Raw genomic sequence first — 12,949 nt, forward strand, 5'->3', positions numbered from 1 at the left:
ACGATGACCAAAGCGCTCACGGGCGTTCGCATTCTCGATTTTACCCACGTCCAGTCCGGACCGACCTGCACGCAGCTGCTGGCCTGGTTCGGCGCCGACGTGATCAAGGTGGAACGCCCGGGCGTGGGCGACATCACCCGAGGCCAACTGCAGGACATCCCGAACGTGGACAGCCTGTATTTCACCATGCTCAACCACAACAAGCGCTCGATCACGCTCGACACCAAGAACCCCAAGGGCAAGGAAGTCCTCACCGAGCTGATCAAGAAGTGCGACGTGCTGGTGGAGAATTTCGGCCCCGGCGTGCTCGACCGCATGGGCTTCCCCTGGGAGAAGATCCAGCAGATCAACCCGAAGATGATCGTCGCCTCGATCAAGGGCTTTGGTCCTGGCCCATACGAAGACTGCAAGGTCTATGAGAACGTCGCGCAGTGCACCGGCGGCGCCGCCTCCACGACCGGTTTCCGCGACGGCCTGCCGCTCGTCACCGGCGCGCAGATCGGCGATAGCGGCACCGGCCTGCACCTGGCGCTCGGCATCGTCACCGCGCTCTATCAGCGCACGCATTCGGGCAAGGGCCAGCGCGTCACCGCCGCGATGCAGGACGGCGTGCTCAACCTCTGCCGCGTCAAGCTGCGCGACCAGCAGCGCCTCGCCCATGGTCCGCTCAAGGAGTACAGCCAGTTCGGCGAAGGCGTGCCGTTCGGCGATGCCGTGCCGCGCGCCGGCAACGATTCCGGCGGCGGCCAGCCCGGCCGCATCCTGAAGTGCAAGGGCTGGGAGACCGATCCCAACGCCTACATCTACTTCATCACCCAGGCCCCGGTCTGGGAGAAGATCTGCGACGTCATCGGCGAGCCGACCTGGAAGACCGATCCGAACTACGCCAAGCCGGCGGCGCGCCTGCCGCGGCTCAACGAGATCTTCGCCCGCATCGAGCAGTGGACGATGACCAAGACCAAGTTCGAGGCGATGGAGATCCTCAACAAGGACGACATCCCCTGTGGCCCGATCCTGTCGATGAAGGAGATCGCCGAAGACCAGTCGCTGCGCGCGACCGGCACCGTCGTCGAGGTCGACCACCCCACCCGCGGCAAGTACATTTCGGTCGGCAACCCGATCAAGCTGTCGGATAGCCCGGCCGAAGTCACCCGCTCGCCGCTGCTCGGCGAGCACACGGACGAGATCCTGCGCTCGGTGCTCGGCTTCAGCGATCATCAGGTCGCCGACATCCACAAGTCCGGCGCGCTCGACCCGCCGCAGAAGCAGGCCGCTGAGTAAGCGACGCTTCTTCGACGCGAGACAAAGGGCCGCCTATCGAGGCGGCCCTTTTTGCATGAGAACGCCTGCCATCGCGGGCAGCAACTCAAAAAATCGAAAAACAACCCCATGCACAGTAGCCAACCACTTGGGCCAAAAAGGGTTTTCTGATTTTACGAAACTCCCTTTGACCCGTCGGGCAAAACAGGGGTATGATGCCAACATCCAGAGATACGGATGCCAGGCTCGCAAGGGAACCTTGACGAGCAATTGGTCCGGTTCACCCCACACACCGGAAGGCGCAGTCATTCGCGCCAAATCGGCGGCGGGCCACAACCGGACTCATGCGACGCAGCAATGAATGTTCCTATTCGAACTTGCCAGCAGCGCTGGGCCCGCGATGCCAAGCTGCTTCTCCTGACCGGGGGCGTCCCAAATCACTGCGGCAACTGTTCCGATATATCTCAAAGACCTTGACGTTCGTGGGGTTGTCTTTCTCGGATACTGCGTACAGTACCAGCACACCGGGCTCCTTACGAATTGCAAGCTCAACGCCAAGGCCAGGCAACCGAAGATTCTGCGGACGGGAACCAAGCCATAACTCGCTCCCGGGCGATCAGTGAGCAGTGAACCCGCCGTCTACCGGCAGGCCGATGCCGATGACGAAACTGGCGGCCGGGCTGCACAGCCAGAGCACCGCCGCGGCGACCTCCTCCGGGTGACCGAGCCGTCCGATCGACTGCTGCTTCATGATCTCTGCCATTGCGTCCGACTGACCTTGCAGCATGTCCGCAACCATCGGAGTATCGATTGTCCCCGGACATACGGCATTGATCCGGATTCCGCGTGGCGCATACTCCACGCCGGCGCTCTTGGTCATGCCGAGCACGGCATGTTTGGTCCCGTGATAGGCGGCCCGCTGAGGCAAGCCGACGAGGCCTCCGAGCGAGGAGCAATTCACGATAGCACCAGAGCCCTGTTCGCGCATGACCCGAAGCTCGTGCTTCATACAGCTCCAGACACCGCGCTGGTTGACGGCGACCACCCGATCGAACTGTTCGATTGGCTCGTCAGCGGCGTCGGACGGCGGCACCTGTATCCCGGCGTTGTTGAACGCCATATCGAGCCGTCCGTATTCGCCAACTGTCCGGTCAACGGCCGCCGCGACCTGTGCTTCGTCTGATACATCGCACCTCAATCCGAGCGCCGAGCCTCCGCCGCGAACGATCTGGTCCGCCGCTTGCGCGGCCAAGTCGCCGTCCAAATCGCAAAGCACGACTGAAGCCCCGCTCTCGGCGAACATACGCGCGGTCGTCAGCCCCATGCCCTTGGCAGCGCCTGTAATCAGCGCGACCTGGCCGTTGAAATCGTACCGGGGGTTCATCATTGCTCCTCTCCCAAAGTCAAAGCTATGCGGTGGGCGGCGTTACAGGCGCGATCGGTCCGATCACTTGCGATACTGCTCGTCGCTGACCTTCTCCATCCAGTCGACGTTCCTGCCTCCGACGGACTCCTGTATCGCAATGTGAGTCATCGCCGTCGTCCGCGATGCGCCGTGCCAATGCTTCAGTCCAGGCGGAAACCACACCACGTCCCCTGGACGGACTTCTTCGACCGACCCGCCCTCGCGTTGCACCCAGCCCAACCCAGCAGTCACGATCAGCGTCTGTCCGAGAGGATGAGTGTGCCAGGCCGTGCGGGCGCCAGGTTCGAAGGTGACCTGTCCGGCGCTCACGCGGCCGGGGTCCGGCGCCTGAAACAGCGGATCTACGCGCACGTTCCCGGTAAACCAATCGCCCGATCCTTTCTGGGAAGGACGGGAGCCGTTTCTTTTGATGTCGATGTCCATTCCATTCCCCTTGTGCGGCTCAGTCGCGAGCGCTGACGCCCCTGTGGCTTTCACCGATGCGGCGGCGCCCGCGACTAACAATGTTCGGCGCGAGATCATTGGGTGCCTACTCAGTTCGCGCGCTTTTCGATGACGTCTTTGATCACGGGCGCAGCGGAAAACGCGTTGGGCCAGCCGGCGTAAAACGCCAAGTGCCCGAGCACCTCACCGGCCTCGTCCCGCGTCAGCCCGTTGTCCATCGCGCGGTTCAGATGGTAGGTGATCTGCGCGACCTGACCGGTAGCGATCAGGGCGCTCACTGTGATGAGGCTGCGGTCCCGGGGAGCGAGCGCCGGTCTCAGCCAGAGATCGCGGAACAACGCGTCCGTCGTGTACTGGACGAGGCTCGGCGTGATCTGCCCGAATTGCTCTCCGACCCGCGTCGCCCGCTGTTTCTCCGCCGCCTCGTCGAGCGGAAGCTGTGGCCCCGTCGCCGGCGGGAGCTGGTCGGCCCCGATGTTGCGGCTCTCGAAGACCTCCCGCACCGCGGGGATCGCATCCATCGCGTTCGCCCAGCCGGTGTAGAACGCCAGGTGCGTGATGATCTCCGATATCTCGGACGGCTTCACGCCGTTATCGAGCGCGAGCGCCAGGTAGTGCGGCAATTCAACGGTCTGGTCGCGGGCGATCAGCGCGGCCACCGTCACGATGCCGCGGTCGCGGCGGGACAGGCCCGGGCGCTTCCAGAGGTCGTCGACGACGAATTTCTGCGCATAGCTTTCGAGGGCCGGTGCAACTGCGCGGACGTCTTCGGACTTGGGCATGGCGGTTGCTCCTTCCTTGGGTGCCTGCTGCGCGGCGGCCGCGCCGGCGAACAGGCAGAGTGAGATCAAAGTGGCTGCAAGCGTTCTCATTGCGGGGATCCTTCCAGGGTCGATGGGTTCGCGATCAGCCACCAGGCGACGAGCGAAGCGCACAGCACGGTGACCGAACTGACCAGAAACAGAGCGTTCAGCCTGGACCCTGCAGCGATCAGGCCGAGCGCGGGACTGGTCAGACCCTGGGCGAGATCGAGGAACGCGGTGTAGGCGCCCATGGCGAGACCCCGGCTCTCTGCCGGCACGCGGCGGACTGCTTCGACGCCGAATCCGGGATAGACCAACGAGAAGCCGAAACCGGTGAGCGCCGCGCCGACGAGCGCCATCTCCGGACGGATGGCAAGCCAGATCAGCGCCTGGCCGACCGCTTCGATGGCGGCGCAGACCAGCGCGACTTTCGCTCCGCCGATCCTATCGGCCAGATGGCTGAAGAACACCCTCGCCAGGATGAAGGCCACCGCGTAGGCGGTGTAGGCTGCCCACCCGTTGGCCCATCCCCTTGCCGCGAACAGCAGGGCGACGAAGGTTGTCACGGCGCCGAAGCCAACGGAGCCGAGCGCCGAGCCCAGGCCCGGCACCCAGACGGCTCCAATCACTTCGACGAAAGACGCCCGCGCGTGCTTCCCAGGTGCGACCGCGGGCAGGAGAGCGACGAGAGGCAGCGCGACGAGCGGAGCCAACGTGGTCGCGAGCGAAATCGCGGCGAATCCGTAAGCCGCATACACAGCGGAGCCAGCCGGCGCGCCGATCGCGAAGGCCGCGAACATGGCCGATCCCACCCACGCGATCACCTTACCGGTGTTGCTCGAATGGGAGAGCGCGAGCCCCCAGCTCAGCGCCGCGGTGATAATGAAGCTTTCCGCTCCGCCGAGCAGCGCGCGCCCCGCGAGAAGGATCACGACCGAAATCAACGGGGATCCGCTGAAGCCGAACGACAGCAGATAGAGCAGTCCTGCGGCGGCCGCCGCCAGCAGGCCTGCGATGATCCCGCGCTTGGCGCCACGAGCATCGGAGAAATGCCCCGCCCACGGTCGGGAGATCAACGATGCGGCGAACTGGCTACCGGCGACCAGACCCACCACGAAGGGGCCGAAGCCTAGCCCGTCGTGCACATGAAGAGGAAGCACCGGCATTGCCACGCCGATGATGAGGAAGCCGACGAACACCACGCCCATGATGGGCGCCAAAGTCGCTGTGACACTGGGCGCCGAAGCAGGCGCCTGCATGACAGTGACCGACATAGCTAGAGCTCCTGGCCGGTCGGGGTAGACGCGATCGCTTCACCCGCCACGCTGGTTGCTTCCGTCATCATGACGATCTCGTCCTTGCTTCCTTCCGCCATGGGATCCTTGCCTTGGGCGGCTCTTCGCCGACTGCCGACTAAACGTAGTCCTATTCCTCAAGCCTGATTAGGTGATAGATTTTGAATGAGGTAATTAGACAGGCTTATGAATGAACCGGGACGATGCCAGCGATCTCATCGCGTTCCTAGCCGTCGCCCGGGAACGTAACTTCACGCGGGCCGCGGCTAAGCTAGGCATGACGCAGTCCGCCCTAAGCCAGATCATCCGGTCTCTGGAGGAGCGGCTCGGGGTTCGATTGCTGAACCGGACGACGCGCAGCGTCACACCGACACAAGCTGGGGAACGGCTATTCCTCAGCGTCGGCCCTAAGTTTACCGACATGGATGCCGATCTCGCGGAACTGAGCAAGCTCCGCGAGAAGCCCGCCGGAACGGTCCGACTAACGGCCACTGAGTACGCAGCCGCAGAGATCCTGCTGCCGGCTCTACGGAAGCTTCTGCCTAAATACCCCGACATCAACGTCGAAGTGATCGTCGACTACGGCCTCACCAACATCGTTGCGCAGCAGGTGGATGCGGGCATCCGCCCTGGGGAACTCGTCGCCAGGGACATGGTCGCAGTGCGCGTCAGCCCCGATCTCCGGATGGCAGTCGTCGGCTCGCCCTCCTACTTCGCCGATCGCAAGAGGCCGAAGACGCCGCAAGATCTGACTCAGCACAACTGTCTCAACCTCCGCCTGCCGACACACGGCGGCAGCCTCTACGTTTGGGAGTTCGAGAAGAACGGGCGGGAGCTCAACGTCCGGGTCGATGGACAGCTTATATTCAACAGCGCCGGCCTTCTCCTAGACGGCGCGCTCAAAGGCTTTGGTCTCGCATACCTAACGGAAGGCCATGTCCAGCGTTACATATTGGAAGGTCGGCTTGTTCGGGTCTTGGCGGATTGGTGTCCGCCGTTCTCGGGTTACCACCTCTACTATCCCAGCCGGCGGCAGCCATCCCCAGCCTTCTCACTGTTGGTTGAAGCGCTCCGGTATCGAGAGAAGTAGCTGTTGCTTAGCTGCTTAAGCTGTCGTTGCGCCAGTGAGCGGAAGCGGTCGCGCGCCAGCGACCGAGTCGGCTATGGGTCAAAAACGGCCGTGACGAGCTTGAGTGGGCCCGTTCGCGTGACTATCAGGAAGCAGACTTCGCAGCGCTGCGAGTTAGGATCAGCCACGGGCCACTCACCGACGTGAGCCCGCTGTTTGCGCATCCTCTATCAGAAGCGCCGAGTCGCACCAGACGCTGCGTCTGCAATTACTTCTTGCGCGGATCGTCCGCTGGGTTGATGTAGTCGATGCCTCCAGGACCAACGAATTGAACTTGGAGAATCCCCTCCTCATTTCCGGTCCAAGCGTAGTGAGCGTGTTTAGCCGGATACACCCACAACGAGCCCGGCTTTAACGGCTCGCCTTTCTTCTCAAATTTTTCACCGTGGCTAGTCCCCACGTTGCCGCTAATGATAGTGACAACTTCGGAATAGGGGTGAGTGTGCGGCGGCATTTGAAAGTTTGGGGGAAACTTGATCCGTAAGACGACCACATCCCCTGCTTTCGTCGGGTCGCCCACGAGAGTTGCTGTCTGGACGCCCTTTGGGAAGGCCGGGTTCTCAGCCCACGTAATTGCCTCTGGCGTGACCCGCATCGGCGTGTCTTGTGCCGTCGCCGGCAGTGAGAATGCGACTAAACCTGCTATTACCAAGAGTTCCCTCATCTGAGTTCCTCCCGTTGTGAAGGTAGATCATGGCACCATTAGAAACTCCTACGCCACCACCCACGAATAGCGGGCATAGCCGGATCTACACGCTCGCCGCAAAAAGATCCCATCGTCCCGGAATGCCTTTAAGCTGATGCGATCCGCGATCAAAGAATTTCAAGCCCGCGCCAGCCACAAGATCGGTCACGACCCTCGAGACAAGGATCTCGTCAGCTCCGGATTGCGCCATGATACGAGCTGCCACATGCACAGCAATACCGCCAATATCGCGCTCCCTTATTTCGATTTCACCGGTGTGCAGACCCTCACGCAGCGGCAAGCCGATTTCTCTAGAAGCGGTCCTAAGCGCAAGCGCACACCTAACAGCACGACCAGGTCCATCAAATGTCGCGAGAATGCCATCGCCGGTCGTTTTGATCAGCGTGCCGCGGTGCTTTTCGACCAAGTCTTTTGCCAGCTGATCGTGCATATCCAGTAAGTGGGTCCATCTTTGGTCACCCATATCGGCGGCGCGACGTGTGGACTCCACGATATCCGTGAAAAGAACCGTGGCTAAAACACGCTCAATATCGGTTGATGGAATTTCGCGGTGTCCGGTGATGAACTCCTCGACATCTCCCAACAAAGTTTCGACGTCACCAAACGTCATCATGTGATCGCCGTCAGGGTATTCAATGTATTTGGCACCAGGAATTTGCTTTGCGAGATCCTGACCTGTTTCGACTGGAATCAAAGTGTCCGTTCGTCGGTGAAGCACCAACGTAGGAACTCGTACCGCTGACAGTATGGGCCTGACATCAATCGATGCGTTCATTAACGCCAGCGACCTATATGCCCCTGGACTCGCAGATAGCCTTTCAAACTTGGCAAACTGGCTCACCGCGTTTGGGTCGCGTGCACGGCTTGGATTGATGAGCTTGATCAGCATGCCGGTCCCCCAAGCCTTGGCGCGCTCGGACACTATCTCTTCGTAATTGTCCATCCTTTGGGCAGGAGAGCTTGCGAACCCGGAATACAAAACTAGGTGAGAGACGCGATCAGGGTACGTCGCGGCGAACATGATACTCATGGCTGAACCCTCGGAAATACCCAAGAGCGCCGCCCGTTTCGAGCCGATGTCATCCATGATGGCCCGAACATCATCCATTCGCTGTTCGAGCGAAGGTGCGCCTGGTACCCTGTCGGACAATCCCTGCCCTCGCTTGTCGAATGTTACGACACGGGCGAAACCTGACAGGCGACGCAGGGACGCTGTATACCCCGGCGATTCATGCATGAACTCGACATGCGAGACCATGCCGGGAACGATGATGAGATCGATCGGTCCATCGCCCATGGTTTGGTATGCGATGCTTACATCGCCACTCATCGCATAGCGCGTCAGGGGCAAATCGAAATCACTCATTGTCGAGCCCACGCAAAGATCTTCACTGCCTTTCTTATCACGAAATGACCGGTCCGGCTCATGGATTTGGCATCGCCTAAACCAAGCGTAACGCGCCGCGACTGCGCTTCAAGCCTCTTTCGAGGGGCAGCACGAAGTCGCCCTTGGGTCAATCGCGTTGGTTCTGCGCGATCAGGCCCGCGTCCGGCTTACCCCTCATTGCCGACATCAAGACGCCCGACCGAATTTGTCGCTTCGGGCCAGAAGCAGACATCCGCAGGTGAAAGCCCGGTTGACCATCTCGACCCGGAAAGCCGGGAAGACCATCATCTCCGTTGTTACCGTGGCCAGGCGGGGTGGGCGGAGGTCGAGTAGCAGGAGCTCTTGCTGCGCGCTGCGGGCGAAGCTCGACGACCTCTGCCGTGACGCGAGTTACTGCGCTCCAAGATCGGCCGAGGAGTCCGCGGAACGATGAACCTCGCGACATGGAAGCCTTCCGATTGCGTCGAGTGGCTTCCATGATATCGGCGCAAGATCGAGCGTCGACAACACTCCGTCGGCGATCTATTCTGCGGCAGATTTGCCGGTTACTTGTTTGTGGAGCTCGAACCGACCGTTGCCGATGGCGCCGGCGGAGCTTGCCGGGTGAGGCTTTGGGCCGCGATCTTCCAGTCCGAACCTTCTTTGACTAGGACCCGCATCCAATTGCCGGTGATGGTGTCGCCCGGCTTCAAATTCGGATTGTTGCTGTAGCTTACGGTAAATGTGCCGCTGGCCAGGAGTGCCTGCCCTGAGGCTAGGGAACGGACGTCGTCGACTTTGTTGGTCAAGTCGATGCCCATCTCGTGCACTTTCTTGGTCAACTCGCCCATCTGGGCGCCGGAAGTTCTGCCGTAGACGTCGATGCCAAAAGCATCGGACGTGAAGAACGATGACGCGGTCTTGTCGTCTCCCTGATTGACCGCCTGCGTCCATTTCATGACCATGGCTTCTATCGCCTGCTTCGTCTGATTGTCGGCCTGCTGCGCCCTGCTGACGGGTGCCATCGCGACAGTCAGCGCCAGGATCGTCGTGGTTATGATTGGCCTCATGTCTGCCTCCTTTTCATATCTGATCGCGACGTAAACCTCCTTCGCGAGCGCGCCTTGAAGCGCAAGCGCTTTGTCGTAGAGATCGGCGGCGGGACACTCTGAGGGATCGGCACCGCTCCTCAGAGTGGCAGCCAGGAAGAACTATAGCACGCGATCGGCCCAATCGCTCGGAAATGTACGCGTTCACATTTCATGAGCCCGACCGCTGCTCATGACCCAATGTATGTCCCGGGCTCACCTTACCGTGGCACCGAACGGTGCTCTCTAACGGCCTCCACAACAGCCAACCGGTAGACCGTCCCGCCTTTGCGCGGGAGATCCTCAGAGGGATCGGGCTAATGACCGGTGTGGGTCAAAGGTTGCCCTCGGTGGCTCCACGACGGCTTTCCACTTAGCCCTTAAGCGGACCGTGCGGGCCCAAATGGGGAGGTCAGCCACGGGCCAGGAGCGGAATTCTTGCCGATGACGCGCTTCCGACGAAAAAAACGAACGGACTTCGAAATCTTTGCGGCGAGAAGGGTGGTGTCGATGGGCTGGTCACCAAGAGGTTGTAAGGTCGATCATGTGAACGGCCGGATGCAAGGTTCCGAGCACCGCAACAATGACGAGGATGCCCAGTCCGAGTGCTATCTCGATCGCACTGTTATGGATCAGTTGACGAAGCGCGATGGAGGATTGTTCGTTTCCGCTGGAAGCAAGCTGCGGCGTCAAGCGAAAACGGTTGGTCGCAGCGAACGCGAGCATCACTGCGAAGATCGCCAATTTGAGCGTCAGCACGCGCCCATATTCGGTGGCAACGAGCCCATGCAGCGAGCCGACCAGAATGCCAGCGTTGACAACGCCACTGAGCAGGATGATGGCCACGCTGACAATGCCCAGCGTCGAAAACCGTTCGATGGCATCGCGGGCGAGCAACATGTTTTCGCGTATCTCGGTGATCGCCAAGAAAGTGATCAGCGACACCAGGCCGCCGATCCAGGCTGCCGCGGCCACTGCATGCAGCGCATCTGCTGCCAGATGCAGATAGCCGGTCACGCCTACGGTCGAGCCGGCATGGCCGGTCCAGGCAAGGCTGCCGGCGAACCCGGTCGCCGCGGCGAGTCCCAGCCATTGTGTGGTGACCGCACGCTCACAGGCGAGGCAGGCTGCCAGGCAGAACGCAAGACCTGCGCGAATGGCCGTCACCTCGCCGAACTGGGTTTCGTTAATGACCGTCGACAGCACGTCTGCGGTCAGAGCCTCTTTGAGCGGCATGCCGCTCATCGAGGCCGCCTGCAGCAACAGCCAAATCGCGCCCGAGACCACCGCGAGGACGAGACAGACCCAAATTCCACGCCGCGTCCGGCTCCGGAACGAGATGGCCGCCGCGGCGTGGCCCCGCAAGACCGGCAGAGCGATGAAGCGGTCGAAAATAACGCTTCCGACTGTCATCGCTGTAGCCGCGAAGTGCACGGCGCGCGTCGCAATCATCGGCACTCCTGCTGCGGACCAATCCATCGCAACAGTGCTCTAGGGACCGACCTGGAAGGTAAAGCTCCCATCGGTCGTGTGGGTGTCGACGGAAAGCACATGCCAATTGACGTGGTAGGTCCCGACACCGCCGCCTTTCAGAGAGACCGATATCTGGCTGCCGTTCACGCGCGCCCTTCCCGCATCGACGCGCTGGCCGGAAGGACCGGTGACCGTCACCGAACTGAACGCCGGCTCCAGCTTCTGGGTGAAGTAGAGCGTCACCTCGCGCGGCGGACTAGCCACTTTGTTGCCGACGCGCGGCTCGGCATGATCGAGAAAGGCGTGGGCGTCTGCCTTGCCGGTCGCAAACGACAGCAATAGCGCGATGATCAAGGATGAGCGTCGCATGATCAATTCCTGGCAAACGGGCTGGCGGGTTGCACCGGCCCGCCAAAGATGGGCCTGCCGATGCCGCGGGGATCGATGTCATCGAGATAGAAGTGCAATTGGCCGATAACGCCGACATTGGTCCCGCTTTGCCGGTTGATCGGGATCAGCGCCTCGACTCCGATTTGAAAGGTATTTCCGACCCAGAGGAATCCGGGGTTGATGGTCCCTGTGGTCTTGGTACCCGACGTCAATGTGTTCGCTACCGGCGTCTGCAGCGTCGCCTCGACCAGCGGGATCAGATGATTGACGAAATCCGGCAGGCCGAGGTCGATCACCGACGATTTCAGATAGGGCATGCTGTACTGGATCGTGCCGCCCCAGTTCAGCACCCGCGGATGAAATTCGGTGTCGGCGCTGAGATTGCCGGTGTCGGGGTCGATGCTGAAGGTCGTGGTGGAGTTTCTGCCCGGGATGGCATAGCCGACCTGACCGGTGATCGCGACCGGCCGCAGCCATGACAGGGTGTCGGGCAGATCGCCGAGGCCTTTGCCGAAAAAGATCGTCGGCGTATAGGTGTTGAACGGGTCCGCACCGACGGCTGCTGCGCCCGTGCCGCCCCATTCAATGCCCAGCCCGACCGACACCACGAATTCATGCGCCGGGTCCTTGAACAGCCGGTACTTGAACAGGGTTTCGAGATTTTGAAATCCCTGCGCGCCGATCCCGGTCGGACCGCCGGGCGCTGCGAGCGAGCTGTGGGTTGCGCCGATCGAGATCGCAAAGGCCTCGGTGATCCGCTTGGAAAATTCGCCCGAGAAATCGCGCTGCCGAAACGACGGATCGTCACCGGTCTTGAAGTTCGCGACCGTTGGGAAAGACAATTCATCGTTCACACCGGGATCGTCGATACCGATTGTCGCTGGAAAGAAGCGGTTGCCGACGATTTCGTGGGCGGTGCTTCCGAAAAGGGGAACGAGCGCGATGGCGAGCCCTGGCACGGCTGCGCGCGCATGACGGATAAACATGAAAATCTCCGCAGGCGTTGATGTGTAGAGGGTTCACGGCCGGTGGCCGCGCGACTTTACGACAGGGACGGCGGAGCGCGTGCCTGGGCCCCAGAAGCGGTTCTCGAACCGGACAGGCCCGGCCCGAAATCCTGCCAGGCGACCTGGCTCGTCACGCGATCGACCACGATCGCGGCTGATGTCTGCGGGGTGTCGATCGGCGCCCCGGTCTGCAACACGCCGCAGGCGGCGCAGCCGCCATCGTGGGCGCGGTGGCCGGTCTGATCGTCCTGCCCAGTCCCTTGTGCCGAACCGCCGTGGCAGATGACCGCGCCGACAAGTGGATGGGAGGCCGCAAGGCTCGCCGCCCAGCACGCACCGATCGGTACAAAGATCTGCACCAACAGGGCAACCAGGACTATCGGTAGAAAATTCTTCAGCTGTCGGCGCATCGCTCCATCCTGCGGCAACCTATCGCAGTGAAGGGCCGCCGTCGAGCCAAGCGGCAATGCCGAGGCGCCGAAGGGAGAGAGGCTGACGATTTAGTCGAGTGTGTTGTGCGCCGGCAACGATGGGACCTCGCTTTCAGAGCTGCGCGCTCAAT

The 12,949-nt window shown here is 61.6% G+C and carries 13 protein-coding genes; 2 read left to right on the top strand and 11 right to left on the bottom strand.

What is annotated here, in order from left to right:
* Window positions 1-3: 3 nt before the first annotated feature.
* Entirely contained in the window at window positions 4-1,281 is a 1,278-nt protein-coding gene (frc, locus tag P6U27_RS23200; RefSeq protein ID WP_129143031.1) for a formyl-CoA transferase, read from the top strand.
* A 595-nt stretch (window positions 1,282-1,876) separates the two neighbouring features.
* Here the strand turns inward: frc and P6U27_RS23205 are convergent.
* The 4 genes from P6U27_RS23205 to P6U27_RS23220 all read right to left on the bottom strand — a co-directional run bounded on the left by P6U27_RS23205 (window position 1,877) and on the right by P6U27_RS23220 (window position 5,207).
* Window positions 1,877-2,644, bottom strand: coding sequence for a glucose 1-dehydrogenase (locus P6U27_RS23205; protein WP_122406747.1), 768 nt, complete (start codon window positions 2,642-2,644; stop codon window positions 1,877-1,879).
* Window positions 2,645-2,707: 63 nt separating this feature from the next.
* On the bottom strand, window positions 2,708-3,103 hold the full coding sequence (locus P6U27_RS23210) for a cupin domain-containing protein (protein WP_197711551.1): 396 nt from the start codon (window positions 3,101-3,103) through the stop codon (window positions 2,708-2,710).
* A gap of 116 nt (window positions 3,104-3,219) precedes the next feature.
* Window positions 3,220-4,002 carry a carboxymuconolactone decarboxylase family protein gene (locus P6U27_RS23215; protein ID WP_122404074.1) on the bottom strand — a complete coding sequence of 261 codons (783 nt, stop codon included), beginning with the start codon at window positions 4,000-4,002 and terminating at the stop codon, window positions 3,220-3,222.
* The gene (locus tag P6U27_RS23220; RefSeq protein ID WP_407192703.1) at window positions 3,999-5,207 is read right to left on the bottom strand and encodes an arabinose transporter; all 1,209 of its coding nucleotides are present in this window, start codon (window positions 5,205-5,207) and stop codon (window positions 3,999-4,001) included. Before P6U27_RS23220 ends, P6U27_RS23215 begins: the two co-directional genes overlap by 4 nt.
* Window positions 5,208-5,418: 211 nt before the next feature.
* On the opposite strand from P6U27_RS23220, the gene P6U27_RS23225 reads away from it, so the two are divergent.
* The gene (locus P6U27_RS23225) at window positions 5,419-6,318 is read left to right on the top strand and encodes a LysR family transcriptional regulator (RefSeq protein WP_122404076.1); all 900 of its coding nucleotides are present in this window, start codon (window positions 5,419-5,421) and stop codon (window positions 6,316-6,318) included.
* A 247-nt stretch (window positions 6,319-6,565) separates the two neighbouring features.
* Here the strand turns inward: P6U27_RS23225 and P6U27_RS23230 are convergent, their stop codons facing one another.
* From P6U27_RS23230 to P6U27_RS23260, 7 genes are all read right to left on the bottom strand, one after another.
* Complete coding sequence (locus P6U27_RS23230) at window positions 6,566-7,021, bottom strand: cupin domain-containing protein (RefSeq protein ID WP_122404077.1); 456 nt, start codon at window positions 7,019-7,021, stop codon at window positions 6,566-6,568.
* A gap of 85 nt (window positions 7,022-7,106) precedes the next feature.
* Window positions 7,107-8,429, bottom strand: coding sequence for an adenylate/guanylate cyclase domain-containing protein (locus P6U27_RS23235; protein ID WP_122404078.1), 1,323 nt, complete (start codon window positions 8,427-8,429; stop codon window positions 7,107-7,109).
* A gap of 566 nt (window positions 8,430-8,995) precedes the next feature.
* Window positions 8,996-9,454: a nuclear transport factor 2 family protein gene (locus P6U27_RS23240; protein WP_129143028.1), complete on the bottom strand. Its 459-nt coding sequence runs from the start codon at window positions 9,452-9,454 to the stop codon at window positions 8,996-8,998.
* Between the two features lie 582 nt (window positions 9,455-10,036).
* A complete protein-coding gene (gene copD, locus P6U27_RS23245) occupies window positions 10,037-10,969 on the bottom strand; it encodes a copper homeostasis membrane protein CopD (protein ID WP_244607684.1) in 933 nt (310 codons plus the stop codon).
* Between the two features lie 39 nt (window positions 10,970-11,008).
* Entirely contained in the window at window positions 11,009-11,359 is a 351-nt protein-coding gene (locus tag P6U27_RS23250) for a copper resistance CopC family protein (protein ID WP_122404081.1), read from the bottom strand.
* Between the two features lie 2 nt (window positions 11,360-11,361).
* Window positions 11,362-12,366 (bottom strand): hypothetical protein, encoded by a 1,005-nt coding sequence (locus tag P6U27_RS23255; RefSeq protein ID WP_122404082.1) that lies wholly within the window; start codon window positions 12,364-12,366, stop codon window positions 11,362-11,364.
* A gap of 56 nt (window positions 12,367-12,422) precedes the next feature.
* Window positions 12,423-12,797: a DUF2946 domain-containing protein gene (locus P6U27_RS23260; protein WP_122404083.1), complete on the bottom strand. Its 375-nt coding sequence runs from the start codon at window positions 12,795-12,797 to the stop codon at window positions 12,423-12,425.
* Window positions 12,798-12,949 lie beyond the last annotated feature (152 nt).

Origin of the sequence: Bradyrhizobium sp. STM 3566, from assembly GCF_045571445.1 — a bacterium.
Taxonomy (GTDB): Bacteria; Pseudomonadota; Alphaproteobacteria; order Rhizobiales; family Xanthobacteraceae; genus Bradyrhizobium; species Bradyrhizobium vignae.

Coding starts and splice junctions, on each gene's coding strand:
- frc (WP_129143031.1), top strand. CDS start 4: ATGACCAAAGCGCTCACGGGCGTTCGCATTCTCGATTTTACCCACGTC.
- P6U27_RS23205 (WP_122406747.1), bottom strand. CDS start 2,644: ATGAACCCCCGGTACGATTTCAACGGCCAGGTCGCGCTGATTACAGGC.
- P6U27_RS23215 (WP_122404074.1), bottom strand. CDS start 4,002: ATGAGAACGCTTGCAGCCACTTTGATCTCACTCTGCCTGTTCGCCGGC.
- P6U27_RS23220 (WP_407192703.1), bottom strand. CDS start 5,207: ATGTCGGTCACTGTCATGCAGGCGCCTGCTTCGGCGCCCAGTGTCACA.
- P6U27_RS23225 (WP_122404076.1), top strand. CDS start 5,419: ATGAACCGGGACGATGCCAGCGATCTCATCGCGTTCCTAGCCGTCGCC.
- P6U27_RS23230 (WP_122404077.1), bottom strand. CDS start 7,021: ATGAGGGAACTCTTGGTAATAGCAGGTTTAGTCGCATTCTCACTGCCG.
- P6U27_RS23235 (WP_122404078.1), bottom strand. CDS start 8,429: ATGAGTGATTTCGATTTGCCCCTGACGCGCTATGCGATGAGTGGCGAT.
- P6U27_RS23240 (WP_129143028.1), bottom strand. CDS start 9,454: ATGGCACCCGTCAGCAGGGCGCAGCAGGCCGACAATCAGACGAAGCAG.
- copD (WP_244607684.1), bottom strand. CDS start 10,969: ATGATTGCGACGCGCGCCGTGCACTTCGCGGCTACAGCGATGACAGTC.
- P6U27_RS23250 (WP_122404081.1), bottom strand. CDS start 11,359: ATGCGACGCTCATCCTTGATCATCGCGCTATTGCTGTCGTTTGCGACC.
- P6U27_RS23255 (WP_122404082.1), bottom strand. CDS start 12,366: ATGTTTATCCGTCATGCGCGCGCAGCCGTGCCAGGGCTCGCCATCGCG.
- P6U27_RS23260 (WP_122404083.1), bottom strand. CDS start 12,797: ATGCGCCGACAGCTGAAGAATTTTCTACCGATAGTCCTGGTTGCCCTG.